Annotated in this window: 25 protein-coding genes and 1 riboswitch; of the genes, 16 read left to right on the plus strand and 9 right to left on the minus strand. The window is 60.6% G+C overall.

What is annotated here, in order from left to right:
• Nucleotides 1-45: 45 nt before the first annotated feature.
• The gene (locus RA164_RS07955; RefSeq protein ID WP_329743405.1) at nt 46-840 is read left to right on the plus strand and encodes a TOBE domain-containing protein; all 795 of its coding nucleotides are present in this window, start codon (nt 46-48) and stop codon (nt 838-840) included.
• 5 nt (nt 841-845) lie between these two features.
• Here the strand turns inward: RA164_RS07955 and RA164_RS07960 are convergent, their stop codons facing one another.
• From RA164_RS07960 to RA164_RS16590, 5 genes are all read right to left on the minus strand, one after another.
• Nucleotides 846-1,538 carry a sulfate/molybdate ABC transporter ATP-binding protein gene (locus RA164_RS07960; protein ID WP_329743406.1) on the minus strand — a complete coding sequence of 231 codons (693 nt, stop codon included), beginning with the start codon at nt 1,536-1,538 and terminating at the stop codon, nt 846-848.
• Nucleotides 1,539-1,541: 3 nt separating this feature from the next.
• Nucleotides 1,542-2,213 carry a molybdate ABC transporter permease subunit gene (gene modB, locus RA164_RS07965; RefSeq protein ID WP_412731094.1) on the minus strand — a complete coding sequence of 224 codons (672 nt, stop codon included), beginning with the start codon at nt 2,211-2,213 and terminating at the stop codon, nt 1,542-1,544.
• 9 nt (nt 2,214-2,222) lie between these two features.
• A complete protein-coding gene (gene modA / locus RA164_RS07970) occupies nt 2,223-2,987 on the minus strand; it encodes a molybdate ABC transporter substrate-binding protein (protein WP_329743408.1) in 765 nt (254 codons plus the stop codon).
• 211 nt (nt 2,988-3,198) lie between these two features.
• A complete protein-coding gene (locus tag RA164_RS07975) occupies nt 3,199-3,603 on the minus strand; it encodes a ribonucleotide reductase subunit alpha (protein ID WP_329743409.1) in 405 nt (134 codons plus the stop codon).
• 54 nt (nt 3,604-3,657) lie between these two features.
• Entirely contained in the window at nt 3,658-3,900 is a 243-nt protein-coding gene (locus tag RA164_RS16590; protein ID WP_412731095.1) for a transposase, read from the minus strand.
• 690 nt (nt 3,901-4,590) lie between these two features.
• Between RA164_RS16590 and RA164_RS07980 the strand changes: the two genes are divergently transcribed.
• Genes RA164_RS07980 through RA164_RS08005 form a run of 6 tightly spaced genes read left to right on the plus strand, consistent with a single transcriptional unit; the run spans nt 4,591 to nt 13,628 of the window.
• Entirely contained in the window at nt 4,591-5,997 is a 1,407-nt protein-coding gene (locus RA164_RS07980; protein WP_329743410.1) for a NarK family nitrate/nitrite MFS transporter, read from the plus strand.
• A 48-nt stretch (nt 5,998-6,045) separates the two neighbouring features.
• Nucleotides 6,046-9,789, plus strand: a complete 3,744-nt coding sequence (locus RA164_RS07985; RefSeq protein ID WP_329743411.1) for a nitrate reductase subunit alpha — start codon at nt 6,046-6,048, stop codon at nt 9,787-9,789.
• Nucleotides 9,789-11,333, plus strand: a complete 1,545-nt coding sequence (gene narH, locus RA164_RS07990) for a nitrate reductase subunit beta (RefSeq protein ID WP_329743412.1) — start codon at nt 9,789-9,791, stop codon at nt 11,331-11,333. Before RA164_RS07985 ends, narH begins: the two co-directional genes overlap by 1 nt.
• Complete coding sequence (gene narJ, locus RA164_RS07995; RefSeq protein ID WP_329743413.1) at nt 11,330-12,013, plus strand: nitrate reductase molybdenum cofactor assembly chaperone; 684 nt, start codon at nt 11,330-11,332, stop codon at nt 12,011-12,013. The genes narH and narJ overlap by 4 nt, the downstream gene beginning before the upstream one ends.
• Nucleotides 12,010-12,714, plus strand: coding sequence for a respiratory nitrate reductase subunit gamma (gene narI / locus RA164_RS08000; RefSeq protein WP_329743414.1), 705 nt, complete (start codon nt 12,010-12,012; stop codon nt 12,712-12,714). Before narJ ends, narI begins: the two co-directional genes overlap by 4 nt.
• A 2-nt stretch (nt 12,715-12,716) precedes the next feature.
• Nucleotides 12,717-13,628 carry a peptidylprolyl isomerase gene (locus tag RA164_RS08005; RefSeq protein ID WP_329743415.1) on the plus strand — a complete coding sequence of 304 codons (912 nt, stop codon included), beginning with the start codon at nt 12,717-12,719 and terminating at the stop codon, nt 13,626-13,628.
• Nucleotides 13,629-13,877: 249 nt separating this feature from the next.
• Here the strand turns inward: RA164_RS08005 and moaA are convergent, their stop codons facing one another.
• From moaA to lipA, 4 genes are all read right to left on the minus strand, one after another.
• The gene (gene moaA, locus RA164_RS08010) at nt 13,878-14,858 is read right to left on the minus strand and encodes a GTP 3',8-cyclase MoaA (protein WP_329743416.1); all 981 of its coding nucleotides are present in this window, start codon (nt 14,856-14,858) and stop codon (nt 13,878-13,880) included.
• Nucleotides 14,848-14,985: riboswitch (molybdenum cofactor riboswitch) on the minus strand. It overlaps the preceding gene by 11 nt.
• Before the next feature lie 225 nt (nt 14,986-15,210).
• Nucleotides 15,211-15,531 (minus strand): hypothetical protein, encoded by a 321-nt coding sequence (locus RA164_RS08015; protein ID WP_329743417.1) that lies wholly within the window; start codon nt 15,529-15,531, stop codon nt 15,211-15,213.
• 231 nt (nt 15,532-15,762) lie between these two features.
• Nucleotides 15,763-15,870 (minus strand): carboxymuconolactone decarboxylase family protein, encoded by a 108-nt coding sequence (locus RA164_RS08020; protein WP_329743418.1) that lies wholly within the window; start codon nt 15,868-15,870, stop codon nt 15,763-15,765.
• A 188-nt stretch (nt 15,871-16,058) separates the two neighbouring features.
• Nucleotides 16,059-17,045 carry a lipoyl synthase gene (lipA, locus tag RA164_RS08025; protein WP_329743419.1) on the minus strand — a complete coding sequence of 329 codons (987 nt, stop codon included), beginning with the start codon at nt 17,043-17,045 and terminating at the stop codon, nt 16,059-16,061.
• Nucleotides 17,046-17,388: 343 nt separating this feature from the next.
• On the opposite strand from lipA, the gene RA164_RS08030 reads away from it, so the two are divergent.
• The 9 genes from RA164_RS08030 to nirK all read left to right on the plus strand — a co-directional run bounded on the left by RA164_RS08030 (nt 17,389) and on the right by nirK (nt 25,247).
• Nucleotides 17,389-17,997 carry a TetR/AcrR family transcriptional regulator gene (locus RA164_RS08030; protein WP_329743420.1) on the plus strand — a complete coding sequence of 203 codons (609 nt, stop codon included), beginning with the start codon at nt 17,389-17,391 and terminating at the stop codon, nt 17,995-17,997.
• The gene (locus RA164_RS08035; RefSeq protein WP_329743421.1) at nt 17,997-19,148 is read left to right on the plus strand and encodes an efflux RND transporter periplasmic adaptor subunit; all 1,152 of its coding nucleotides are present in this window, start codon (nt 17,997-17,999) and stop codon (nt 19,146-19,148) included. Before RA164_RS08030 ends, RA164_RS08035 begins: the two co-directional genes overlap by 1 nt.
• The gene (locus tag RA164_RS08040) at nt 19,145-20,347 is read left to right on the plus strand and encodes an ABC transporter permease (protein ID WP_329743422.1); all 1,203 of its coding nucleotides are present in this window, start codon (nt 19,145-19,147) and stop codon (nt 20,345-20,347) included. Before RA164_RS08035 ends, RA164_RS08040 begins: the two co-directional genes overlap by 4 nt.
• A 1-nt stretch (nt 20,348) precedes the next feature.
• Nucleotides 20,349-21,059 carry an ABC transporter ATP-binding protein gene (locus tag RA164_RS08045; RefSeq protein ID WP_329743423.1) on the plus strand — a complete coding sequence of 237 codons (711 nt, stop codon included), beginning with the start codon at nt 20,349-20,351 and terminating at the stop codon, nt 21,057-21,059.
• Between the two features lie 64 nt (nt 21,060-21,123).
• Nucleotides 21,124-21,279, plus strand: a complete 156-nt coding sequence (locus tag RA164_RS08050; RefSeq protein WP_329743424.1) for a hypothetical protein — start codon at nt 21,124-21,126, stop codon at nt 21,277-21,279.
• 226 nt (nt 21,280-21,505) lie between these two features.
• A complete protein-coding gene (locus RA164_RS08055) occupies nt 21,506-21,748 on the plus strand; it encodes a DUF2249 domain-containing protein (RefSeq protein WP_329743425.1) in 243 nt (80 codons plus the stop codon).
• 266 nt (nt 21,749-22,014) lie between these two features.
• Nucleotides 22,015-22,530, plus strand: a complete 516-nt coding sequence (fabA, locus tag RA164_RS08060; RefSeq protein ID WP_329743511.1) for a 3-hydroxyacyl-[acyl-carrier-protein] dehydratase FabA — start codon at nt 22,015-22,017, stop codon at nt 22,528-22,530.
• Nucleotide 22,531: 1 nt separating this feature from the next.
• Entirely contained in the window at nt 22,532-23,740 is a 1,209-nt protein-coding gene (locus RA164_RS08065; RefSeq protein ID WP_329743426.1) for a beta-ketoacyl synthase N-terminal-like domain-containing protein, read from the plus strand.
• Between the two features lie 397 nt (nt 23,741-24,137).
• Nucleotides 24,138-25,247, plus strand: coding sequence for a copper-containing nitrite reductase (gene nirK, locus RA164_RS08070; RefSeq protein WP_329743427.1), 1,110 nt, complete (start codon nt 24,138-24,140; stop codon nt 25,245-25,247).
• Nucleotides 25,248-25,324: the final 77 nt, after the last annotated feature.

Genomic DNA, 25,324 nt, shown 5'->3' on the forward strand with positions numbered 1-25,324 from the left:
CAGATTCGATCAGGTCGCGCCTGGCCACATCGAGCCGTTGCGCTGGTGTTTGAACTCAAGGGCACACTGTCGCTGCACGCCGGCCAGCGGCTTCTGGGCGGACTGGATCGCATCGAACTGCTTGCCAGCATCAGCGAGACCGGCAGCATCAGTGCCGCCGCGCGTGCCGTGGGCATGAGCTACAAGGGCGCGTGGGACGCGATTGACGCGATGAACAACCTCTCCGACGAGCCGCTGGTGATCCGCGCCGCAGGCGGCAAGCATGGCGGTGGAACGCAGCTCACGGCGCGTGGGCGGCGATTGGTGGACGTGTTCCGTGCAGTCGATGCCGAACATCAGCGCTTCCTAAGTCAGCTCGGCACCATGGGCGAGGCGTCCATGCAGGATCTTCAACTGTTGAGGCGATTCATGCTCAAGACCAGTGCGCGCAATCATCTCTCCGGTAGAGTCGTGGCGGTGCACCACGGCACCGTGAATGACACGATCGAACTCGACTTGTCAGGCGGTCAGCGCATCGTCGCCAGCATCACCTGCGAGAGCACACGCCACCTGGGGCTTGCTCCCGGGCGCGCGGCAATCGCCTTGATCAAGGCTTCATCGGTGCTAGTGGCCGCAGCGGGCACGGCGATGAAACTCTCTGCGCGTAACCAGCTCGCCGGCACGGTGATCGTCGTGCAGCACGGCGCGGTGAATGCGGAGGTGGGCATCGAGCTGGCCGGAGGCGGTGTGGTCGTCGCGATTGTCACCGAGGACAGCGCCGATACACTCGGCCTGCAAAAGGGGCAGCCGGTAGTCGCGATCATCAAGGCGTCGAGCGTCATCCTGGGCACCACCGACTGAGGCGCTCATGCTGGTGCGCAGGGTGCCGCCGAGTCTGCATGAATGCGGCCGTCGCGGATTTCCAGCACATGTTCAGCCAGTGCTTCCACATCGTCCGGATCATGCGTGATCATCAGCATCTGCAGCTCCAGTTGCGATTGAAGCGCCAGCAGCTCTTCGCGCAAGCGGGCACGCAGTGGCGGGTCCAATGCGGCGAACGGTTCGTCCAGCAGCAGCAGGCGCGGTTCCGGCGCGAGTGCCCGAGCCAGTGCCACACGCTGCTGCTGACCACCGGAAAGCTGCGCGGGGTAGCGATTAACCAAACCATCCAGCTCCAGTGCCTCGACCCAGCGTTGCGCCATCTCGGGAAGCTTCCGCCGGGATGGATTGCGGCAACCCGAGCCCAGCCCGAATGCCACGTTCTGCGCTACGGTCAGGTGCGGAAACAGCGCATAGTTCTGGAACAAATAACCTACCTTGCGAGCCTGTGGCGGCAGACAAACGTGTTGCTTAGCGTCATACCAGGTCTGCCCATGCACGACGATATGGCCTTGTTCCGGCGTGACCAGCCCGGCGATTGCGCGTAAGGTGAGGCTCTTGCCTGCACCGGACGGCCCGTAGAGAACGATTCGCGAGCGCTCGGACCGAAAGCATATGTCCAGCGAAAAGGGCCGTTGCGGGTCAGCCAGGGTACGACGAATGGCGACGTCGATCGTCATCGCTCAGGTCACTCGCAATTGCTGCTGGCCGCGGGTGAGTCGCCTGGCCAGCAGCAACACCGCAATGCAAGTCGCCGAGGCGACCATCACTAGCATGTTCGCGCCGGCGTTGTTGCCGGCTTCGATCGCTGAATAGATCGCCAAAGACAGGGTCTGTGTCCGCCCCGGCAAGTTGCCTGCGATCATCAGCGTGGCTCCGAATTCCCCTAGCGCGCGTGCAAACGCCAGCAGGGCGCCGGCGCTGATACCCTTGACCGCCAGCGGCAGAGATACGCGAAAGAACACGCCGGCGGATGACAGGCCCAGTACCCGGGCGGCGTCTTCCAGTTGGGAGTCGATTTCCTCGAACGCCGCTCGTGCAGCCTTCTGCACCAGTGGAAATGCTGCCAAGGTGGAGGCAATCACCGCACCCTGCCAGGTGAATACCGGATTGAGCCCCCAGTGTTCGAGCCTGGCACCCAGCAGCCCGCGTCGGCCCAGCAGCACCAGCAGGTAGTAACCGAGCACGGTGGGCGGCAGTACCAGTGGCAGAGTCAGCAGGGTATCCAGTAGATTGCACAGTCGCGAACGCCAACGCGACAGGCCAAAGGCAACGGCCACGCCGAGTCCAAGATTGATCCCGGTGGCCCATAGCGCGACCTTCAGAGACAACAGCAGCGGCTGCCAGATGTCCAACGACACCAATCAGGGCTCCAGGAAGCCGAAGCTGGCCAGCAGCGAGCGGCCATTGGGCGAGAGCACGAACTGCTGGAATGATTGTGCCGCGGCACGGTGGGCCGTTCCGGCCACGATCGCGATGGGGTAGGTGATCGGCAGGGGCGATGGCAGCTTCAGGGCGACCTTCACGTGGCCGTGGGCGATCGCCGTGTCGGTGGCATATACGAAGCCTGCATCGACTTCATCGCGACTCACGTAGTCCAGGCACTGGCGCACGTTGTCAGCCAGCACAGCCTTCGGTGCCAGTGCCTTGGTCAGGCCCGCGTCCGCGAGCACGCGCGCGGTATAGCGCCCTACCGGCACGGAGGCCGGGTTGCCCCAGGCGATGCGCTTGAAGGCGGGGCCGCGAAGATCCTGCAGCGTGGTAATTTTTGCATGGCTGAGCGATGGCACGATCAGCACCAGTTGGTTGCCTGCAAAGTTTGTTCGGGTACCGGCGATGATCAGGCCGTGGGCCTGCGCACGATTCATGGCGACCTGATCGGCCGACGCGAAGACATCGGCCGGCGCGCCGTTCGCGATCTGTCGCATCAGTGTGTCGGAGGAGGCGAAGTTCAGTACGACGTGAGTTTTCGGGTGGCTGGCCTCATAGCTTCGGGCTACCGCCTGGAACGCGTTGGTCAGACTGGAGGCGGCGGATACCACTAGGTCCGTGGCTGAGGCCGCCGGACTGAGCAGCAGCATGACCGAAAAACACAAGACCGATAGGTGGCGGAAATAGGAGCGTTTCATAATTGATCATGGCCTTCGTTATATAGTCGGATATATTACGCATGTGGAGAATGACTGTCATTGACGCAAGTCATTTCGGCAGTCCAGCGAGCCGAAAGAAGGAGGAGGCCATTTAAGGTACGCGATGTCGGGCGGAAATCACGGTACGAAAACAGCTGCCTCGATTGTTGCTCGCCGATGGCTCCATGCAAGGCGCATGGCTGGGCATCGCTTACAGAAACTGCAGGACATTTCCCTCGCGATCGAAGGCGACGAACTCGGATACGCGGCCGTTGTTTATTGCATTGACCATGAAGCGCAGCGGTTGTGCCGCTTCGTCCGCCGAGGGTGCGACTCCAGCGCGACCAGACATGCTGCTCACAAACACGATTTCCCATCTCAGGCCGGTAGAGTTCGATTCTTCCACCAGCGCTGAAAAGCTGGCGACTTCGTCTGGGGCCTTGTCGACGCAGAGAGTGGGAGACAGGTTGCCGCCCGTTTTCCGCGCAGCCTGCACGCGCTGCGCTTCCGTCGCGGCCTCGGGCAAATCAATGGTCACGAACACGAAAAGCAGCCGTTGCGGCTGCGGCTGTTGCAGGCTTGCGTCGAGTAGATCCTGAAAACTGGTGAGTGTCATAGTGGCGGGCGTTATCGTGATAGAGGCGAACAAGTTATCACTTGATTCTCCACATCACACATCCAAAGTTGCGAGCCGATAGCTGAGCGGCGGCATGCACGTAGCGGGGGCGATGAGTCGGGGCACCAAGGCCGCCCGATCGAAGCGGTAGCAGAACACGGACAGGTAACGTTGCAGGTGCGTTGGGCACAACGCACGGTAGGTACCAAGGAGCGCGTTCTTGACGTTGCCCAGCAGGGTGTTGACCCACCAGAATATCGGGTGACCGAGATCGGGCAGGCCGTTGCCGGTGGGAATGACTGGGCGGGTTCAATCGGCATCTGGGACACCGGGGAAGCAGTTTAGCTCGTCCGATACGGTGCCGCGCACCAAGTGGCGTTGCGCCCATGTCGCCAAGAACTTTTTGCGAAAGGCACCGACTGCATCCATCCGCATGGCGATCGAATGCCCCTCGGACGTGCACTGCACCGTTGCCACAAACGGGGTATTGCCTGGGCTGCCGCGACCCGTGACGCCGCCGCGGCGTTCACCGCCTCAGTACGCATCGTCCATTTTCACGATGCCACGGGGCGCGAAGTCGCCATCGCGCTCGATCATCGGCTGCATCAGTTTGTGTTTGAGCCTCCACACCGTGTTGTACGACACGCCCAACTGGCTTCGCGGGGAGTGCTACCGCCCGAACGAATGCGCTGTAGGAGCGTGCAATTCGTGCGACGCGTTGCCGTGAATAAAGTGATGGCGGCGTTTTCCGTCTCGTTGTCCGCATGCCGAGAGCAAGTCGCTCCGGGGGTTTCGAGCAGATCAGCATGGGCGCCGCAAAAAAAACGGGAACCCGGGCCTCAATGGTCTTGATTTGAGCGCTTGACCGATGTCAATTCGCTTCGCTCATTGTTCCCCTAGCCTATGAGCATCAGGGGGGCTAGGATGCGGCGGAGGCACGCCTTGCTTATCCTGTCTACGGAACACCCATCCGAGTGGATCTAAGTAATGAGCAAGTCATCAACCGAACAACGATTCAAGCCGGGTGCCGTCATCGGCGAATGGCATCCTGAGGACCCAGCTTTCTGGACGACAGTCGGGAGCCGGGTCGCGAATCGAAATCTGGCCATATCGATACCGTCCTTGCTGCTGGCGTTTGCGATCTGGATGATGTTTTCCGCGGTGACGGTGAGCCTTCCGCAGATTGGTTTCAAATTCACCACAAACGAGCTTTTCTGGCTGGCAGCACTTCCCGGATTTCTCGGCGCGACGCTGCGCATCTTCTATTCGTTCGTCGTTCCGCTGGTAGGCGGCCGCCGCTGGACTGCGATCTCGACCGCCTCGTTGCTGATTCCGGCGGTCTGGATCGGCTTCGCGGTGCAGGACCCGGCCACGCCCTACTGGCACTTCATTGCGATTGCTGTCCTGTGCGGTCTGGGCGGCGGCAACTTTGCTTCGTCGATGTCGAACATCTCGTTCTTCTTTCCGCGGGCCAAGCAGGGCTACGCGCTGGGCATGAATGCCGGACTCGGCAACGTCGGCGTATCCGTGACCCAGTTCGTGATACCGCTGGTGGTTTCGGTCGGTGTGTTCGGTCCGTTGCTCGGTGGGCCCCAGTTCACCGCCAGCGGCCAGCAAGTGTATCTGCAGAACGGCGGGTTCGTGTGGGTGCCTTTCATCATCCTGTGCAGCTTGGCGGCGTGGTTCGGCATGAACGACCTTACAGCCGCACGCTCGTCCTTCACCGAGCAGGCGACAATTTTCTACTGCAAGCACAATTGGCTGATGTGCTGGCTGTACACGGGGACGTTCGGTTCCTTCATCGGTTTCTCGGCCGGTTTCCCTCTATTGATCAAGACCCAGTTTCCGGGGATCGACGCGATGGCCTATGCGTTTCTCGGTCCGCTGGTCGGTGCCCTGGCGCGTTCGGCTGGCGGTTGGCTGGCGGACAAGCTGGGGGGCGCGGCGATCACTTTCTGGGTATTCGTGCTGATGGTCGTCGCGGTGTTCGGTGTACTGCATTTCCTTCCTGGACATGGCGCGTCAGGCAACTTCTACGGCTTCCTTGGCTGCTTCATGGCGCTGTTTGTGCTGACTGGCATAGGCAATGCCTCCACGTTCCGGATGATTCCGGTGATCTTTCGCACCCTGCATGAACGGCTTTCGGCCCGTCTTGATGACGCAGCCAAGGAAAGTGCGCTGCGGCGGGCGCGTGTCGAGTCGGCCGCGGTGATCGGATTCAGTTCGGCGGTTGCTGCCTACGGCGCATTCTTTGTGCCGAAAAGCTACGGCTCGTCAATTGCAATCACTGGCGGGCCCCAAGCAGCGTTGTATGGCTTCATGACTTTTTACCTTACCTGCCTGGCAATCACCTGGTGGTGGTATTCCCGGCGCGGCGCAGAGATGCCTTGCTAATCGCGCGTTACGAAGCGTTGATGGACTCAACTTACACAGGTTATTCCCATGAGTTATTTTCTCGACCGGTTGCAGTTTTTCAAACGCCATGACGAAACTTTTTCGGATGGCCATGGCATCACCAGGGGTGACAATCGTGACTGGGAAAATAGTTATCGATCGCGCTGGCAGTACGACAAGATCGTGCGCTCCACCCATGGCGTGAACTGCACTGGCTCATGCAGCTGGAAGATATACGTCAAGAACGGCCTAGTAACCTGGGAAACCCAGCAGACCGACTATCCGCGCACACGGCCGGATCTGCCCAACCATGAACCACGCGGTTGTCCACGTGGTGCCAGCTACTCCTGGTATCTGTACAGCGCCAATCGCCTGAAGTACCCGCTGGTGCGTGGTGCCTTGTTGCGCCTGTGGCGGGAGGCACGCAAAACGATGGCGCCGGTCGACGCATGGGCCAGCATCGTCAGTGACCCGGTCAAGGCGAAATCCTACAAGAGCAAGCGGGGCATGGGTGGTTTCGTACGCGTTCACTGGGATGAGGCCAACGAAATTGTCGCCGCGTCCAATCTTTACACGGCAAAGAAATTCGGACCGGACCGGGTGGTCGGCTTTTCGCCGATCCCTGCCATGTCGATGATCTCCTATGCGTCAGGCGCGCGGTATCTGTCATTGCTTGGTGGCGCAAACCTGTCGTTCTACGACTGGTACTGCGATTTGCCGCCGGCCTCACCGCAGGTATGGGGCGAGCAGACCGATGTGCCCGAATCAGCCGACTGGTACAACAGTCGATACATCATTGCGTGGGGCTCCAATGTCCCGCAGACGCGTACACCCGATGCGCACTTTTTTACCGAAGCACGCTACAACGGTACCAAGACGGTGGCGATCACGCCGGATTACGCCGAAGTCGCCAAGCTGACCGATCATTGGCTGCATCCCAAACAGGGTACGGACGCGGCGCTCGCCTTCGCCTTCGGCCACGTGATCCTGAAAGAATTCCACGTCGAACAATCGATTCCGTACTTCAATGACTACTGTCGCAAATACAGTGACATGCCCCTGCTGGTGCAGCTGGAGAAACGCGCCGATGGCCGCTTGGTACCAGGCCGCTTCCTGCGCGCAAGCGACCTGGGCGGGCTGGGCGAGGCGAATCATCCCGAGTGGAAGACCCTAGCCTGGGACGAGAACACCGGGCAGATCACGGTGCCGAATGGTTCGGTCGGTTTCCGCTGGGGCGAGAAAGGCAAGTGGAACATCGAGGAAAAGGACAGTGCCGGTCGTGCCACCCGCTTGCGTCTGAGTCTGGCGGATTTCAACGAGGGGATTGAAGCGGTCAGCTTCCCCTACTTCGGTGGCATCGAGCACGATCGATGGACTGAGTCGAAATTCGAGGACGTGCTTGAACGCAACATTCCGATCCGCAAGCTGCAGCTGGCCGATGGCAAGGAGTGGGCGGTGGCGACCGTCTACGACCTGCTTTTGGCACAGTACGGCGTGGATCGCGGCTTTGGTGGCGGCAGCGTTGCCAGCAGCTTTGATGATGACTTGCCCGGCACACCGGCATGGCAGGAGAAGATCACCGGCGTGCCGCGCGCCCAGGTGATCGAGATCGCCCGCGAATTCGCTAGGACGGCCGCCAAGACCAACGGTCGCAGCATGATCATCGTGGGTGCCGGCCTGAATCACTGGTTTCACAATGACATGAACTATCGCGGCCTGATCAACATGTTGATCATGTGCGGGTGCATCGGTCAGACCGGCGGCGGCTGGGCGCACTACGTGGGGCAGGAAAAGCTGCGACCGCAGACTGGCTGGATCCCGCTCACTTTCGCACTGGACTGGTACCGCCCCTCGCGGCAGATGAACGGCACCTCGTTCTTCTACTTCATGTCCGACCAGTGGCGTTACGAGAAGCTGGAGATGAAGGAGATCCTGTCGCCGTTGGCTGACCCCGAGAAATACAGCGGAAGCCAGGCGGACTTCAACCTACGCGCGATCCGCATGGGCTGGTTGCCGAGTGCGCCACAGCTCGATCGCAATCCATTGCAGATCGTGGCCGCCGCCGAGAAGGCCGGACAGACACCGGCCGACTACGTGGTCGAACAGTTGAAACAGCGCAAGATGGACTTTGCCTATGCCGATCCCGATGCGCCGGAAAACTTCCCGCGTGCAATGTTCATCTGGCGCTCGAACCTGCTCGGTTCGTCGGGCAAAGGGCATGAGTACATGTTGCGGCATCTGCTCGGCACGCGTCATGGCGTGCAGGGCAAGGATCTGGGCGAGCTCGGTGCGATCAGGCCGGAGGAAGTGAAGTGGCGCGACGAGGCAGCCGAGGGCAAACTCGACCTGCTGGTCACGCTGGACTTCCGCATGTGCACCACGGCGCTGTATTCCGACGTCGTGCTGCCGACGGCCACTTGGTACGAGAAAAACGATCTCAATACCTCCGACATGCATCCTTTCATCCATCCACTGTCCAAGGCTGTGGATCCAGCCTGGGAGTCACGCAGCGATTGGGACATCTTCAAGGGCATCGCTCGCACCGTGAGCGATATGGCACCAGGTGTGCTCGGGGTCGAGCAGGACGTGGTACTGGTACCGACCCTGCACGACACGCCCGGAGAGCTGGCGATGCCGCTAGGTGTGAAAGACTGGAGTAAGGGCGAGTGCGAACCGATCCCGGGCAAGACCATGCCCTCGATCACGGTGGTCGAGCGTGACTATCCGAACCTGTACAAGAAGTTCACCTCGCTAGGCCCCCTGCTCGACAAGCTCGGCAACGGTGGCAAGGGCATGAACTGGGATACACGCGACGAGATCGAATTCCTCGGCAAGCTCAACCACACCATAACGGAGGAGGGCGTCAGCCACGGCCGTCCACGGATCGACAGCGCGATCGATGCCTGCGAAGTGGTATTGCATCTGGCACCAGAGACCAACGGCCACGTGGCAGTTAAGGCATGGCAGTCGCTGGGTGAGTTCACTGGCCGCGAACACACCCATCTGGCGCGCGGCAAGGAACACGAGGCGATCCGCTTCCGTGACATCCAGGCACAACCGCGCAAGATCATTTCTTCGCCGATATGGTCAGGCCTGGAGGACGAGCACGTCAGCTACAATGCCTGCTACACCAATGTGCATGAGCTGATTCCCTGGCGCACGATCAGCGGTCGCCAGCAGTTCTATCAGGATCACGAATGGATGATCGCATTTGGCGAGGGCTTCATGAGCTACCGCCCGCCGGTGGATACGAAGACGGTGAAGCCGTTGCACAACAAGCGCAGCAACGGCAATCGCGAGATTCTGCTCAACTGGATCACGCCGCATCAGAAGTGGGGTATCCACAGCACCTACAGCGATAACCTGCTGATGCAGACGCTGTCGCGCGGCGGGCCGATCGTGTGGCTCAGCGAGGATGACGCACGCGAGGCGGGCATCGAGGACAACGACTGGATCGAACTGTTCAACGTCAACGGAGCGATCACCGCTCGCGCGGTGGTCAGCCAGCGCGTGATGCCAGGCATGGCGATGATGTATCACGCACAGGAACGCATCATCAACATTCCGGGATCGGAAATCACCGGCAGCCGCGGCGGCATTCACAACTCGGTGACCCGCGTCGTGCTCAAGCCGACCCATATGATCGGTGGCTATGCGCAATTGGCCTATGGCTTTAACTACTACGGCACCTGCGGAACCAACCGGGATGAATTCGTGATCGTTCGTAAGATGGACAAGGTCGACTGGCTGGACGGCGAAGCGGTACCTGCCATCGCCAAGGAGGTGGTTTGATGAAAGTTCGTGCCCAGATCGCCATGGTGTTGAACTTGGATAAGTGCATCGGCTGCCACACCTGTTCGGTCACCTGCAAGAATGTATGGACCTCGCGCGAAGGCGTTGAGTATGCCTGGTTCAATAACGTCGAAACCAAGCCTGGTATTGGCTATCCGAAGGAGTGGGAGAACCAGAACAAGTGGAATGGTGGCTGGGTGCGTACCCGCACCGGCAAGCTCATCCCGCGCGCGGGTGGGCGCTTGAGGTTGCTAGCGAAGATTTTCGCCAATCCCGATCTGCCGCAGATCGATGATTACTACGAACCGTTCGACTTCGATTACCAGCATCTGCACGAGGCGCCTGAAGGCCAGCACCAGCCCACCGCGCGTCCGCGTTCGCTGATCAGCGGTGAGCGCATGCAGAAGATCGAATGGGGTCCCAACTGGGAGGAGATCCTAGGTACCGAATTCGCCAAGCGCGCTATGGACCGCAACTTCGACTCGATCCAGAAGGAAATCTACGGCGCCTTCGAGAAGACCTTCATGATGTACTTGCCGCGGCTGTGCGAGCACTGCCTCAATCCGGCCTGTGTGTCGGCGTGTCCGGCAGGCGCAATCTACAAGCGCGAGGAAGACGGCATCGTGCTGATCGACCAAGACAAGTGCCGCGGCTGGCGCATGTGCGTCTCGGCCTGTCCTTATAAGAAGATCTATTACAACTGGAAGAGCGGCAAATCCGAGAAATGCATCTTCTGCTACCCGCGCATCGAGATGGGCGAGCCCACCGTGTGCTCAGAGACCTGCGTCGGGCGTATCCGCTATCTGGGCGTACTGCTGTATGACGCAGACCGCATTCAGGAGGCGGCCTCGGTGCAGGCAGAGAAAGATCTGTACCATGCACATCTGGACATCTTCCTCAATCCGTTTGATCCGAAGGTGATCGAGGCGGCGCGTGCGGAAGGCATTCCCGACAACTGGCTAGTAGCCGCGAAGAATTCGCCGACCTACAAGCTGGCCATCGAATGGAAACTGGCACTGCCACTGCATCCGGAATACCGCACGCTGCCGATGGTCTGGTACGTGCCGCCACTGTCGCCGATCCAGTCTGCCGCCGAACGGGGACGCGTCGGCATGAACGGTGAGTTGCCTGATGTGGCTTCGTTGCGTATTCCGGTGCGCTACCTCGCCAATATGCTCACCGCCGGTGACGAGGCCCCGGTGGTGCGAGCGCTGGAGCGGATGATGGCGATGCGTGCCTGGCGTCGTGCACGCAATGTCGATGGCGTTGAGGATCTGGCTGTGCTCAAGCAGGCAGGCCTCACCGTCAGTCAGGCTGAGGAGATGTATCGCTACCTTGCCATCGCCAACTACGAGGATCGTTTCGTGGTGCCCACGGCACATCGGGAATATGCCAACGATGCGTTCGGTGAACGTGGCGGCTGTGGCTTCACCTTCGGCAACGGTTGCAGCGGGAACAGTCCTGCCGATTTGTTCAGCCAGCGCAAGACGACGACCTATGCCGTGCACCCGAACCGGCAGGCAAAGAACGAGGTGAGCTCATGAGTGTGCTCAAACTGGTCAGTGTGTTGCTGGACTATCCACAGGACGAACTGTGGCAGCACCGCGGAGAACTGCTCGATGCGGCGAATGAGGCGAGCTTGCCTGCGGCATGCCGGGTAGAGCTGACGACGTTCGTGCAGGGCCTGCTGGATACCGATCCGCTTGTCGCCCAGGATGCTTGGTTGCAGACCTTCGACCGTGGGCGTTCGATGAGCCTGCTGCTGTTCGAGCATATCCATGGCGAATCGCGTGACCGTGGTCAGGCGATGGTCGATCTGATCGATGCCTATCGGAAGCAGGGTTTCGATCTCGCCGCCAAGGAGCTGCCCGACTACTTGCCGCTGTTGCTGGAATTCTTGGCACAGCGGCCGCAGAACGAGGTGCAGGACTGGCTTGGCCACATCAGCCACATTGTCGGCATGCTCGCGGCGCGCGCCGGCAAGCGGGGTAGCTCCTACCGGGTCCTGTTCGAGCTGCTGCTGGAGTTAGCCGATGGCCAGCTCGATTTGACCGCAATGCGCCAACGTGCAGGCGAGGAACCGCGCGACGACACTCCCGAAGCCATGGACAGGGTATGGCAGGAGGAGATGGTTCGATTCGGTGCCGAGGCTCCTGACGACAACTGCAAGCCGGCGACGCGCCGGGCGCCCCCTTCAACGGTTACCCCGCAGGTTCAGCCATGAATTACGTCAATCAATTTGCCTTCCAGTTCTACCCCTACATTGCCATGGCAGTGTTTTTCATCGGTAGCTGGGCTCGTTACGACCGGTCCATGTACACATGGCGTACCGGCTCCAGCCAGCTGCTGTCCAGCCGTGGCATGCGTCTGGGCAGCAATTTGTTCCACATCGGTATCCTGATCATCCTCGGTGGGCATCTGGTGGGGTTGCTGACCCCGCATGAGGTCTACACGCTGGTGATCACGGCCCAGCACAAGCAACTGCTCGCGATGGGCGTGGGCGGTGCCGCCGCCGTGCTCTGCTTCATCGGCATCAGCATCCTGCTAGTGCGCCGCCTGACCAATCCGCGTGTGCTCGCCACCGGTACGATAGGCGACACGTTTATCCTGATCCTTTTGTTCGTCCAGCTGTTGCTCGGCATGGGCACGATCTTCGTGTCGTCCCATCATCTGGATGGCGGCGAGATGATCTTACTGGGAGACTGGGCGCAGCACATCGTCACGTTTCGTCCCGGCGCTGCCGACTTCATCGCTGGCGTATCGTGGATCTACAAGGTGCACGTGTTTCTCGGCATGACACTGTTCCTGGTCGCGCCATTCACCCGGCTGGTGCACGTATGGAGTATCCCGGTCAGCTATCTGTGGCGGCCGTACCAGGTGGTACGCAAGCGTCAGGCGACCTTGCGCTACGGGCCGAGGGCATGAGCATGGCCGAGACCCATCCAGACGCGCGACGTATTCCGCTGACCATCATCGGTTCGGCCAGATCGGTGACACAGGAAGCCCGTGAACACCAGCACGACGACAAGGGCGAGGGCCTACGCTCGCTCGGTCAGCCCGCGCCGTGCTACCTGTTTGTCGGCGAGACGCCGATCAGCGAAGCGGCGATTGCGCAGGAGATGCAGTATCACCGCGCGATCACGCCGGAACGCTCGCGCGCCGATGCCGCCCGTGCCTTGGTGGTGCGCGAGCTGTTGCGACTGGAAGTGTTGCGGCTCGGCCTGAGCGATGAGGTACAGGTTGCTGGCGATGAGACGCATGAGGAGGCTAGCATCAGGCTTTTGCTGGAGCGCGAGATCGAAGATCGCGTCCCCAGCGAGGAGGATTGCCGGCGCTACTACGCGCAGAATCGGGAGCGCTTCCGCGCGCCGGATCGCATCCGCGTACGCCACATCTTGCTGGGTGCTGCTGCCGATGATGTCACCGGGCGCATCCGCGCCAGTGCCGAGGGTGAGCGACTGATTGACGAACTGAAGAGTAATCCCGTGCTATTTGCCGATTTCGCTTCTCGCTACTCCGATTGTCCGTCGAAAGAGCAGGGCGGCGACTTGGGATGGTTGCAGCGCGGTCAGACCACGCCCGAGTTTGATCGGCAGATCTTTCGTCTTCATCCGGGCATCCCGGCGTTTCCGGTGGAATCGCGTTGGGGCTACCACGTGGTTAGCATTGACGAAGTCGATCCGGGGCAGGCACTGGAGTTCGAACAGGTCTGGGGACAGATCTCCGATTATCTCGAGCTACAGGTGCGCCAGCGCGAACTGCAGCATTATCTACTCGAGTTGAAAGATAAACATGACGTGCGCGGCCTGGACGAGATCGAGGCGCTCGCAGAGGTCTGACCGACTGACCAGCGGTGCGGCTGTACGGGCTCATCTTCTCGGTCAGCACGCATGCGATATCACAGGCACTGGAGCTGGGCTTTCTCGACTGGCTAGCACCGTTCTTCCTGTGCATCACGTTCGTAACATGGGCCATGGCATTCATCAGTCCGCTTCGTCGTGTACTGAATCATCTTGCATGACGTTCGCCGCAACGGCATGCACCGGTCATCTGGAACTCTGGCGGATTTACCGTCGCCAGCGTCGTGTTCATCCTCCAATCGAGGCCAGGTGCGGGGTGATGCCGGTCAATCCCTGATGCAGACCATGGCCGGCCGCCTTCAGGCCGAGCTGAGTTGCGATGCGCGAAACCAGAGGGTCCTGGTCGGCGTCGGATTGCAGCAGCTGCCGCAGCGGGATGCCGAAATCGCCGAACAGGCACAGCCGCAGGTCACCGCGTGCAGTCACGCGCAGACGGTTGCATCCGGCGCAGAAGTCTTTCGCATACGGCGCGATGATGCCGATACGTCCGTGGTAGTCCTGGTGCGCATATTCGCACGCCGGGCCGGCGTCGGCGGCCCGTGGTAGCAGCGACCAGCCACCCTCGTGCAGCTGCTGTTCGATCAAGTTGGCGCGCAGATGATGGCGTTCGAAGTAGGCGCGATTCTCACCGGTGCGCATCAGTTCGATGAAGCGCACCGAAACCTCGCGCTCGCGCACGTATTCGAGCCATGCCGGCAGCTCGTCATCGTTCCTGTCGCGCAGCAGCACCACATTGATCTTCACGGCGTCGAATCCCAGCGTCAGGGCCTTGTCGATGCCAGCGACCACCTCGGCAAAGCGATTATGCCCGGTAATGGCTAAGAAGCGTGTTCCATTCAGACTGTCGAGACTGACGCTCAGTGCGGTCAGTCCCGATTCGCGCCAGGACTCCACCAGATGCGGCAGGCGGCAGCCGTTGGTGGTCAGGGCGATCTTCTTGATGCCCGGTACAGCGGCCACTGTCTGGATGATTCCGGGGAGATCCTTGCGCAGGCTGGGTTCGCCGCCAGTCAGGCGAATCTTGCTCATGCCGAGTGTGGAAAATGCCAGTACCAGCCGGCGGATTTCGTCCAGCGCAAGGAACTTCGGCTTGCCGTCGGCCACGTATCCATCAGGCAGGCAATAGCTGCAGCGGTAGTTGCATGCCTCCGTCAAGGAGAGGCGTAGGTAGAGAAACGACCGTCCCTGAGGGTCCGTCAGCGTCTGCATTGTCACTCCGTTCCGAGTCGGGAGACCGAGCCGTTTCCAGATCGATCCTGGTAGCCTGGTAGGCCACGGTCCGGGCGCCGTATTCCTTGCGAAACGTAGGTGGCTGGACTGGGAGCGGGTGGAGACATCACACCGCTTGTCGATCGGAAGTCTAATCCAGTCCGGGACGATGACACCTGATCGACATCAGAAAAGAAAGGGGTTCACGCAATGATGACTGCCGCTGTTTGCGCGAAGACGACTGACTGGCCGAGCGCCATCAGCGCATGCCCAATGTGACCTTCAAGGATCGTGTCGCTGAAGCTGCCGCGCTCAATCGCCTTGGCAGGCTACGCCGGTCCGGACGTCTCACTCAGCGCAGCAGTTGCGGTTGCAGTTGCAGGAAAAACACCAGCAGCACTGTATTGATACCCCAAGCGACCGTCAGCGCTCTGGCGACCGTACTGTAACGGTGATCCACTGCGTTGGGCGCCGCAAGCCACACGGCGCGGACGATCCATGCAGTGAAGATGAGCAGGAAAGCCAGCAGGATGCGGACGAGAGTGGTGTGGGACCCGGCAGACATCATTGCCAGCGTGATTGCCCACAGCAGGTTGCTGGGGATCACGCCGTAAAGCCAGAAAACCCGCCACAGCGGGGCACGTTCCGACCAGCCCATCATGCGCGTTGTCATCGTCATTCCCCGTCAGATTTCCATTGAAAGACTAGCAGTAATCTTGAATATGCGATCAGTCGGGCGAACGACCCGTCGAGCATAGGCCTGGCCCGGCTCGCCAGGTCTCGGACGTGCTCGGTGGCGAGGCGCGTGATTGCCTGGCAACTCAATGAGCATCGTGTTTATGCTGCATGGCGTCCAGCGCCAACGCAGAATGCGCATAGGCACCTCTGGCGCGCATCTCGGCGGCTACCCAGATCGCTTCCATGATCTGCTCCTCGAGGCACCGAGCTTCAGCGCCGCGCGGGTGTGTCCCTTGATGCAATATGGACATTGGCTGACATGCGCCACCGCCACGGCAATCAGCTGCTTGGTGACGACGGGCAGTGCGCCTTAGGCAAATACGGCGGCACTGAATGCCTTGAGTGGTTCAGGCGCCAGTTCACAATGCTTGCGCGCCAGCTCGGGTGTGGCATGCGAAAATATTGGATGGTCCATGACGAGGCTCACGAAAAAGGTTCAGGATCGGGCTCGGGAATGTTGTTTCACAAGCCAAGATTATTGTGCTCCAGTACGCGTTCTGCGCGATAGCTGGAGCGCACCAGCGGCCCGGCCACGACTTCCAGGAAGCCCTTGTCCAGTGCGAGTTCGCGGTAGCGGAGGAATTGCTCGGGGGTGACGAATCTCCGTATCGGCAGGTGATGCGGGGTAGGTCGCATGTACTGTCCTAGCGTGATCACGTCGACCTGGGCGTCACGCAGATCGTCCAGTGTGCGATCGATTTCTGCATCCGTCTCGCCCAAGCCCAGCATCAGGCCGCTCTTGGTCAGTGTGGCGGGTGCGTGACGCTTGGCAAATGCCAGTACTGCCAAGGTCTGTGCGTAGCCTGCGCGCGGATCGCGCACGGGATGAGTGAGCCGCTCAACCGTTTCCATGTTTTGCGCGTAGGTAACCAGACCGGCGTCCAGCACCGTCGCCACGGCATCCAGCCTGCCGGAAAAATCGGGTGTCAGTGCCTCCACCTCCGTTTGCGGCGAACGTTGATGGATTGCCCTGATGCAGGCCGCGTAATGCGCGGCTCCGCCGTCGGCAAGGTCATCGCGATCAACCGATGTCAACACCACGTACTGCAGTTTCATCAGCGCCACCGCATCGGCTACCTGCATCGGTTCCAGCGGATCGAGCCAGCCATGGGGATTACCGGTGCTGACGGCGCAGAACCTGCACGCGCGGGTGCAGACCGAACCCATCAGCATCAGTGTGGCGGTACCGCGGCCCCAGCACTCGGCGATGTTCGGGCATTTTGACTCCGCGCACACCGTGTTCAACTGGTGCGTGGCAACAATCTGACGGATCTCCTCGTACCCTGCGCCAGACGGCAGCCTGACCCTCAGCCAGGAGGGTCTGCGCGCTGCATTCGGCGTGCTGCTTGCAGCATTGGGACGGATCCCGCCCTTGATCGCCCGGGTTCCCTGTGGGCTGATAAATTTGCTGCCATCGGGGAATCGGGTGCCGGAATCGTTGTTCGACATAACCTGCATGCATTTGTCAGGAGTTCGCACATTGCGTGCTCACCTGCGGCCGTGCACTGACTTGCGTCAGGTTTCGGTGGATGACTCGCCAATGATCGGTTGATTCGCCGTGTAGGTACTCGCGCAAGCGTGACGAGATTGCTGTCACGGCCGGAAGTTATCGCGTGGTGCGTACCCGGAGTCACCGTGGTCCGCATTGCACCAGGCCGTGGCGGGCGGATAGCTCCCACCGGTTTAATGCGTCGCTGACAGGGAGCCATCGTCCCTCCGGAGCAGGGCTTGCGGATCTCATTTGCCTCACATAAGATAGTGATTAATTACTAACTTATGGTTGATTGTCACGATGAACACCCCACGCAAACATATGCCCGCCGAGGAACGCCGAGCCGTCACCGTCGAGACCGTCGTGAAGCTGGCCGCCGAACAGAATCCAACTGATATCACCACTGCCGAGATTGCCACGTCGATGAACCTGACCCAGGGCGCATTGTTCCGGCATTTCCCGAACAAGGAGGCGATCTGGCAGGCGGTGATGGAATGGGTGGCCGAGCAGCTGATGGCACGGATCGAACGCGCCGCTCGTGGTGCGGCCAGCCCGCTGGCGGCCCTCGAGGCGATGTTCATGGCGCACATTGTTTTTGTGACCGAGCACCCGGGCGTGCCACGCATGTTGTTCGGCGAGCTGCAGCGGGCCGAAGACACTGCCGCCAAACGCATGGCGCAGACCATGATCCGTCGCTACGGCGAGCGTCTGAGCGTGTTGATCGAGGAGGGCAAGCGCGTTGGCGCGCTGGATCTGCAACTGGATTCGGCGGCGGCAGTCACGCTGTTCATTGGCAGCATCCAGGGTCTGGTGATGCAGGCCCTGCTGGCCGGTGACACCGGGCGCATGCGTAAGGATGCCTCGGGCACGTTTGCAATCTATCGACGTGGTATCGGGAGTGCACGTTGATGAAACGTCTGCATGTGCAACGCCGCACACTGACCCTGCTGGCTGTAGTGCTGCCGATCGGGCTGCTGTTCGTTTATGTGATCCTGCGCTCGGGGCCGCTGGCGCCGGTAGCGGTGACTACCACCACGATCCGTGCACGTGCACTCACCCCGGCGCTATTCGGCATTGGTACGGTCGAGGCGCGTTATACCTACCGGGTCGGCCCGACCTTTGCCGGCCGCGTGCAGCAGGTCGATGTGCAGGTGGGCGAGCACGTCAAGGCCGGGCAATTGCTGGGTCTGATGGACCCGGTCGACCTGGACGCCAGGATTGACGCGCAGGACGCCGCCATCCGCCGTGCCATCGCACAGTTGCGCGATGCCGAGGCGCGCCAGCGCTACGCGCAAACCCAGTCGCAGCGATACGAGAAGCTGCTGGCGGTGCACGCAATCAGCGTCGAGATGATGGACAGCAAGCGCCAGGAGCTGCAGGTAGCAGTCGCCACGCGCAGTGCCGCGAGCGAAGCGCTGGCGCAGATGCGTGCCGATCGCGCGGCGTTGCAAGCACAGCGCGCGAACCTGCGTCTGACGGCACCAGTGAATGCACTGGTCACACGCCGCGATGCCGACCCCGGCACCACCATCGTGGCGGGCCAGCCCGTGATCGAGCTGATCGATCCGCGCAGCTTGTGGGTCAATACGCGCTTCGATCAGCTCGCTGCGCAGGGCCTGGCCGCCGGGCTGCCGGCACAGGTGACACTGCGCTCGCGCAGCGGCCAGACATGGCCGGCGCACGTGTTGTGGGTTGATCCACTGGCAGACGCGGTGACGGAGGAGACTCTGGCCAAGGTGGTGTTCAAGACCGTGCCGAAACCGCTGCCGCCACTTGGAGAATTGGCCCAAGTGACCGTGTCGCTGCCGCCGACGACGGCGTTGCCGGTCGTGCCGAATGCCGCGATCCGGCAGGTGAATGGCGTGCGCGGCGTATGGAAGCTGGTAGGTGGCGACCTGCATTTTTCCGCCGTCGAGCTGGGTGCCTCCGATCTGGAGGGCAACGTGCAGGTGCGCAAGGGCGTCAGGTCCGGTGACCGCATCGTGGTCTACAGTGAAGACGCCCTCAGCGCGCACAGTAATATCCACGTGGTTGATCACATTGTCGGGGTAGCGCCGTGATCAGCCTGGCCGGCCGCGACATCCTGCATGCCTGGGGCAAGTTCGTGTTCACCGGTGTCGGCCTGGGCCTGTTGATTGGGGTGACGCTGACCATGGCCGGCGTGTACCGCGGCATGGTCGCCGATGGCAAGGCGTTGCTCGACAATAGTGGCGCCGATCTGTGGGTGGTACAGAAAAACACGCTCGGCCCGTATGCCGAATCCTCCAGCGTGTACGACGACCTGTGGCGCGGTATCCGGGCGATGCCCGGCGTGGCACAGGCGGCAAACATCACCTACCTCACGATGCAGGTGGCTCAGGGCAATCGGGATGTACGCGCGATGATCGTGGGCATTGCCCCAGGTGAACCGGGTACGCCGGGCTGGCCGCCATATCTGGTCGCCGGACGGCAGATCACCCGCAGCCATTACGAGGCGGTGGCCGACATCGCCAGCGGCTTCAAGCTGGGCGAGGTGCTGCAGATTCGCCGCAATCGTTACACGGTAGTCGGACTGACCCGGCGCATGGTTTCCTCAAGCGGCGACCCGATGGTGTTCATCCCGCTCAAGGATGCGCAGGAGGCACAGTTCCTCAAGGACAACGACGCGATCCTGATGCAGCGCCGCCGTACCGCTGCCAATCCGGCCTTCAACCAGCCAAGCGTGTCAGGGCTACTCGACGACGTGATCGCCACGCAAAGCAGCAACAACTACGTGAACGCCATCCTGGTGCGGATCAAGCCCGGCTATACCCCGGAGGAAGTGGCTGCGCCCATCCGGCAGTGGAAACGTCTGCAGGTCTACGACCGCTCGCAGATGAAAGGGATCCTGATCGGCAAGTTGATCGCCACCTCGGCTAAGCAAATCGGCATGTTCCTGGCGATCTTGGCGGTCGTCAGTGCGGCCATCGTCGCGTTCATCATCTACACGCTGACGATGGACAAGATCCGTGAAATCGCCGTACTGAAACTGATCGGCACCAAGAACCGCACGATCGCCGCGATGATCATGCAGCAGGCGCTCGTGCTCGGCCTGAGCGGTTTCGTGGTGGGCAAGATCACTGCCACCTTCGCCGCGCCGCTGTTTCCCAAGTACGTCCTGCTGATTCCGCGCGACGCGGGCATGGGCCTGCTCGGGGTGATGGTGATCTGTGTGCTAGCCAGCCTAGTGGCCATCCGCGCTGCGCTCAAGGTCGATCCGGCCGACGCGGTGGGAGGCTGAGATGGCCAGCAACGGTATCCGAATCGAAGGCCTGAGCAAGCGCTACGGCAGTGGCAGCACCGCGGTGGATGCGCTGAAGGAGGTGACCATGCTGGTGGCGCCGGGCGAAGTGGTTGGCCTGATCGGCCCCTCCGGCTCGGGCAAAAGCACCTTGCTCAAGTGCCTTGGTGCGGTGATCGACCCCAGCGCCGGGCGCATGACCCTGGGTGACGAGGTGATCTACGACAACGGCTGGAAAATGCCGGACCTGCGCGCCTTGCGCCGGGACAAGATCGGCTTCGTGTTCCAGGCACCCTACCTGATTCCGTTTCTCGACGTCACCGACAACGTCGCCCTGCTGCCTATGCTGGCCGGCGTGGCCAATCCCGAGTCACGCCGTCGCGCACTGGAACTGCTCAAGGCGTTGGATGTTGCCCATCGCGCCAAGGCGATGCCGTCGCAGTTGTCCGGTGGTGAACAGCAGCGCGTGGCGATCGCCCGCGGCCTGGTCAACCGCCCGCCGGTGATTCTGGCTGACGAACCGACCGCGCCACTGGACAGCGAACGCGCACTGGCAGTGATCCGCATCCTCAACGAGATGGCGCAGCAATTTGAAACCGCGATCATCGTGGTCACCCATGACGAAAAGATCATTCCCACCTTCAAGCGCATCTACCACATCCGTGACGGTGTCACTCATGAGGAAGCGGGCGAAGGGCGGGGGGGCGCATGACGGTCGCAGTCTGTCTGCTCCACAGCATGCCCGCCAACAACTGGACGATCCTGGATGTATTGCCATGACCACACGCAAGCGGAGAGGAATCGTGGCATGGATGATTCCCCTGGTTGCTGTGGTTTTCGGCCTGCTGACCATCAGGGAGGGTGGAATGGTTCTGTTCGGTGAAGAGGTGGCGTGGCGCGTTGCCGGCCATCATGTGCCTTTTGTCCTCTAGAAGGCTGTTGAGAAACCTCCGCGCGCCGCCGCGATCATAGACGCTCTTAAATACTGACCGCTTGAAGCGATGTGTAGCCCTGACGCCCAGCAGCTTGGCATGTTTTCGCCGAAATTGTGACCGATGGATAGGCAATGAATAACCTACGAGTTGGCACACGGTGTGATGGTCTTACGCTTGACCTACGTCAGTGCCAGAACACGAATACTGGTGCTTCAATGCTGACATGGCTTCTAACGAACTCGACATGCGCCACCTGGAGGCTCCTGAACCGATGGTTCGTGCACTCGATGCTGCCAGCCGGTTGGCACCGAATGAAGTCGTGGTCATCGTAGCGCCGCGTTTTCCACGAACGTTACTGATTGAGCTTGCATACCTCGGTTTTGAGGCGGAGCCGGAAGCTCCGCAGGCTGATGGCAGCGTACGCGTAACCATCCGGTGCCCCGACGATGCGGAAGCTCAGGATTGAAGAATCTCCGTCGGCGGCGGTGCCATTACGTTTCCTAGTCACCACGCCATGTTGGAGCATAGTCGGCGGCCTGGAGTCCATGTCTTTGGGCTCGCGCATCGCGACGAACCGTAGCACTCGCTCTGCTCGTGCCGCACGAGAAGCGCATCACACGCACTGATTTTACTCTTCGACTATCTCCATACGTGCGCGTTGAACTGACGCGGGTCAAGGGCCTCGGCGGATCAATCACGCAAACTGTAGAACTCCACAATGGCGAGCTTTCCATGACCCAGCCTTCCTCCTTTGATTTTCAGGCCTTGCTCGCTTGCAGCCGAGGCGAGCTGTTCGGCGAAGATAACGCGCGATTGCCTGCACCACCAATGTTGATGTTCGATCGTATTACCAGGATCGCGGAGGACGGTGGCGCCTATGGCAAGGGTATGGTTCAAGCCGAGCTCGATATCACGCCGAGGCTATGGTTTTTCGATTGTCATTTTCACGGTGATCCGGTAATGCCGGGGTGCCTGGGTCTCGACGCGATGTGGCAGCTCTCTGGCTTCTTCCTGCCGTGGCTAGGTGAGCCTGGCCGTGGACGCGCGTTGGGCGTGGGTCAAGTGAAGTTCACAGGTCAAGTACTTCCGAGCGCGAAGTTAGTACGCTACGAAATCGACATCCGCCGAGTGATCCGAGGTCGGCTCGCGTTAGTTATCGCCGATGGAAGGACCCTCGTCGACGATCGACTCATCTATACCGCCAGGGACATGCGTGTGGGCCTGTTCCAGTCCACGGAGGGTTTCTGACATGCGCCGCGTAGTGGTGACAGGTATGGGCATCGTGTCGTGCTTAGGTGATATGGCGGACACGGTATCGCATGCATTGCAGGACCTGAGAAGCGGCATCCGAACGATTTCTGACTACGCCGTACGTGGGCTGCGCAGCCAAGTGGCGGGCATTCCGCAAGTAAACCTTGATGTCGTGATTGACCGCAAGCTGCGCCGTTTCATGGGGGATGCCGCGGCTTACGCCTACCTCGCGATGCGCTCCGCGATCGCCGATGCCGGCCTCGGGGGAGACATAGTGAGCCATCCGCGCACCGGCGTGGTGGCCGGTTCCGGCGGCGGCTCGGCGCAATGGCAGATCGAAACAGCTGACCTTCTGCGCGGGAGGGGAGTACGCAAGGTAGGTCCGTTCATGGTGCCTCGCACGATGTGCTCGACGGTATCGGCCACGCTTGCCACTGCGTTCGGCATACTCGGCCTAAGCTATTCGATCTCCGCAGCATGCGCCACATCAGCGCACTGTATCGGTGCAGCGGCTGATCTGATTCGGCACGGTGCGCAAGATGTGGTGTTCGCTGGTGGTGGCGAAGAGGTGCATTGGGGGATGACCGCGCAGTTCGATGCGATGGGTGCGCTGTCCAGCGCTCACAACGATACGCCGGCGATGGCTTCACGGCCATACGATATCACCCGTGATGGCTTTGTCATTGCGGGTGGTGGCGGCATGCTGGTACTGGAGGACTACGAGCATGCGAGAGCACGTGGCGCGCGCATCCATGCAGAACTAGTCGGTTACGGCGTTACCTCCGACGGTTCCGACATGGTTGTGCCCTCCGGCGAAGGCGCAGCACGCTGCATGAAGATGGCGCTGGCAAATGTTACGCATCCGGTTGACTACCTAAACACCCATGGCACTGCCACCCCACTGGGCGACATAGTGGAGCTGGCAGCTGTTCGTGAGGTTTTTAGCGACGCCGTACCGTTGCTGTCCTCGACAAAGTCGCTGACTGGCCACTCGCTCGGGGCCGCCAGTGTGCATGAGGCGATCTACAGTCTGTTGATGCTCGGTGGCGACTTCGTCGCCGGCTCCGCCAACATCGATGAACTCGACCCAAGAGCCGCGGGCTTCCCGATCCTATACGAAAGCCGTCCGGCACGATTGACGACCGTGATGTCGAACAGCTTCGGCTTTGGAGGTACCAACGCTAGCCTAGTATTTGCCCGTGTATGAAGGCCTGTTCATAGCTGTAATGCAAACGCATGTTGTCACGATGGAATAGCCATCGGATGTAGATGCTGTGCAGTGGCCATATCAATCGGAAGCATTGGCTAAGGTGCAGATACAGCAGTAGTCCGCTCGTCTCCGTCAAAGGCTAGGTTTAATGTTTGATGGATGCTAAATCGTACTGACGCCTGATTCAGATCAGGGCTCTTTTCCGTCGCGACGCGATAATCAATGGCAGGCGGACAAATAGTATGCGGATGAGCGAGAACTGACATTCCTGTCCCGAAGTGACTGCGTTCGATGGACTGGTGTCATGGGCCCAACTGTCCACTTGCGGACATGACGCCAAACTGTCCAATGCATCCGAGGCATACATCAAGATCAAATACGACCAAGGGTAATCATGATGAAAAGCGAGACACATGCTGTTTCTCTCGATGCATCCCGCAGAAGTTTTCTGGGTCATGCTGGCGCAGGACTGTTACTACTGGGCGCAAGTGGCCTGACACTTGCCGGTCAGCCATCCGCGGCTGTTTTAACTCATGCCAGCGCACCTGGTCATGATGCAATGAGTGCCCCTGCGCTGGCAGCCCATAACACGATCATGGTGGCTGCTGACCCTGCTCAAATCCCTGCTCCAATTTCGCGTAGGCATGTGGTCCATCACGACATTACCTTAGAAGCTAAGGAAGTCCGAGCTCATCTCGCCGATGGTAGTGAGTTTGACTTCATGACCTGGAACGGCCAGATACCCGGACCGATGATCCGCGTTCGCCAAGGCGATACCCTTACGTTAACCGTGCGTAGCGCCGAATCCAACTCGCGTCCGCACAGCGTGGACATGCATGCGATATTCGGAACCGGCGGTGGTTCGACCGCCACTCTTCTGGCACCGGGCGGTAGCCGTCAGGAGTTCTTCAAATGCATGTATCCGGGAGCCTTCATTTATCACTGTGCCGTACCCAACATGGACGAGCACATCAGTCGTGGCATGTTCGGCATGATTTTGGTCGAACCCGAAACTGGCTTGCCTCCTGTGGATCGCGAATTCTACCTCGGCCAACACGAGCTCTACACGCGCGAACCCTTCGGAGCCACCGGCCTACTGAACTTCGACTATACCTCCATGATCCGCGAGGATCCCAACTTCGTACTGTTTAACGGGAGCGTCGGTGCCCTTGTCGGAGCGAACGCTATGAAGGCGAAGGTTGGCGAAACGATCCGCGTGTTCATGGTCAGCGGCGGGCCAAATCTGGCTTCTAGCTTCCATCCGATCGGTAACGTGTGGAAGCGCTGCTGGCCGGAAGGCGCCCTGGCCAACGCACCACTGAAATATATCCAGACCCAGACTGTGCCACCCGGCAGTTGCTTCGTAGGGGACATGGAGCTTCCGATCCCAGAGACGATTAAGCTAGTTGACCATGCCCTCTCGCGTGTGGCGCGCAAAGGCCTGCTCGCTGAGATTGTGGTAGATGGGCCAGCCAACCCAGCGGTCTACCATCCGATAAGTTGAGGGCTACCAATAGCTGTAAAGAAATCTCCGCCGGCTCCGGCGCTGCTTTTGATGGCACATCTACCACTGGCGGTTCG

The sequence above is a fragment of the Dyella sp. A6 genome (assembly GCF_036320485.1).
GTDB classification, from domain to species: Bacteria; Pseudomonadota; Gammaproteobacteria; order Xanthomonadales; family Rhodanobacteraceae; genus Rhodanobacter_A; species Rhodanobacter_A aluminiiresistens.

Bases quoted from the DNA above. Each gene is read 5' to 3' on its own strand.
- RA164_RS07960 (WP_329743406.1), bottom strand. From the start codon at position 1,538: ATGACGATCGACGTCGCCATTCGTCGTACCCTGGCTGACCCGCAACGG.
- modA (WP_329743408.1), bottom strand. From the start codon at position 2,987: ATGAAACGCTCCTATTTCCGCCACCTATCGGTCTTGTGTTTTTCGGTC.
- RA164_RS07975 (WP_329743409.1), bottom strand. From the start codon at position 3,603: ATGACACTCACCAGTTTTCAGGATCTACTCGACGCAAGCCTGCAACAG.
- RA164_RS07980 (WP_329743410.1), top strand. From the start codon at position 4,591: ATGAGCAAGTCATCAACCGAACAACGATTCAAGCCGGGTGCCGTCATC.
- RA164_RS07985 (WP_329743411.1), top strand. From the start codon at position 6,046: ATGAGTTATTTTCTCGACCGGTTGCAGTTTTTCAAACGCCATGACGAA.
- narH (WP_329743412.1), top strand. From the start codon at position 9,789: ATGAAAGTTCGTGCCCAGATCGCCATGGTGTTGAACTTGGATAAGTGC.
- narJ (WP_329743413.1), top strand. From the start codon at position 11,330: ATGAGTGTGCTCAAACTGGTCAGTGTGTTGCTGGACTATCCACAGGAC.
- narI (WP_329743414.1), top strand. From the start codon at position 12,010: ATGAATTACGTCAATCAATTTGCCTTCCAGTTCTACCCCTACATTGCC.
- RA164_RS08005 (WP_329743415.1), top strand. From the start codon at position 12,717: ATGGCCGAGACCCATCCAGACGCGCGACGTATTCCGCTGACCATCATC.
- moaA (WP_329743416.1), bottom strand. From the start codon at position 14,858: ATGCAGACGCTGACGGACCCTCAGGGACGGTCGTTTCTCTACCTACGC.
- RA164_RS08015 (WP_329743417.1), bottom strand. From the start codon at position 15,531: ATGACAACGCGCATGATGGGCTGGTCGGAACGTGCCCCGCTGTGGCGG.
- lipA (WP_329743419.1), bottom strand. From the start codon at position 17,045: ATGTCGAACAACGATTCCGGCACCCGATTCCCCGATGGCAGCAAATTT.
- RA164_RS08030 (WP_329743420.1), top strand. From the start codon at position 17,389: ATGAACACCCCACGCAAACATATGCCCGCCGAGGAACGCCGAGCCGTC.
- RA164_RS08035 (WP_329743421.1), top strand. From the start codon at position 17,997: ATGAAACGTCTGCATGTGCAACGCCGCACACTGACCCTGCTGGCTGTA.
- RA164_RS08045 (WP_329743423.1), top strand. From the start codon at position 20,349: ATGGCCAGCAACGGTATCCGAATCGAAGGCCTGAGCAAGCGCTACGGC.
- RA164_RS08050 (WP_329743424.1), top strand. From the start codon at position 21,124: ATGACCACACGCAAGCGGAGAGGAATCGTGGCATGGATGATTCCCCTG.
- RA164_RS08055 (WP_329743425.1), top strand. From the start codon at position 21,506: ATGGCTTCTAACGAACTCGACATGCGCCACCTGGAGGCTCCTGAACCG.
- fabA (WP_329743511.1), top strand. From the start codon at position 22,015: ATGACCCAGCCTTCCTCCTTTGATTTTCAGGCCTTGCTCGCTTGCAGC.
- RA164_RS08065 (WP_329743426.1), top strand. From the start codon at position 22,532: ATGCGCCGCGTAGTGGTGACAGGTATGGGCATCGTGTCGTGCTTAGGT.
- nirK (WP_329743427.1), top strand. From the start codon at position 24,138: ATGATGAAAAGCGAGACACATGCTGTTTCTCTCGATGCATCCCGCAGA.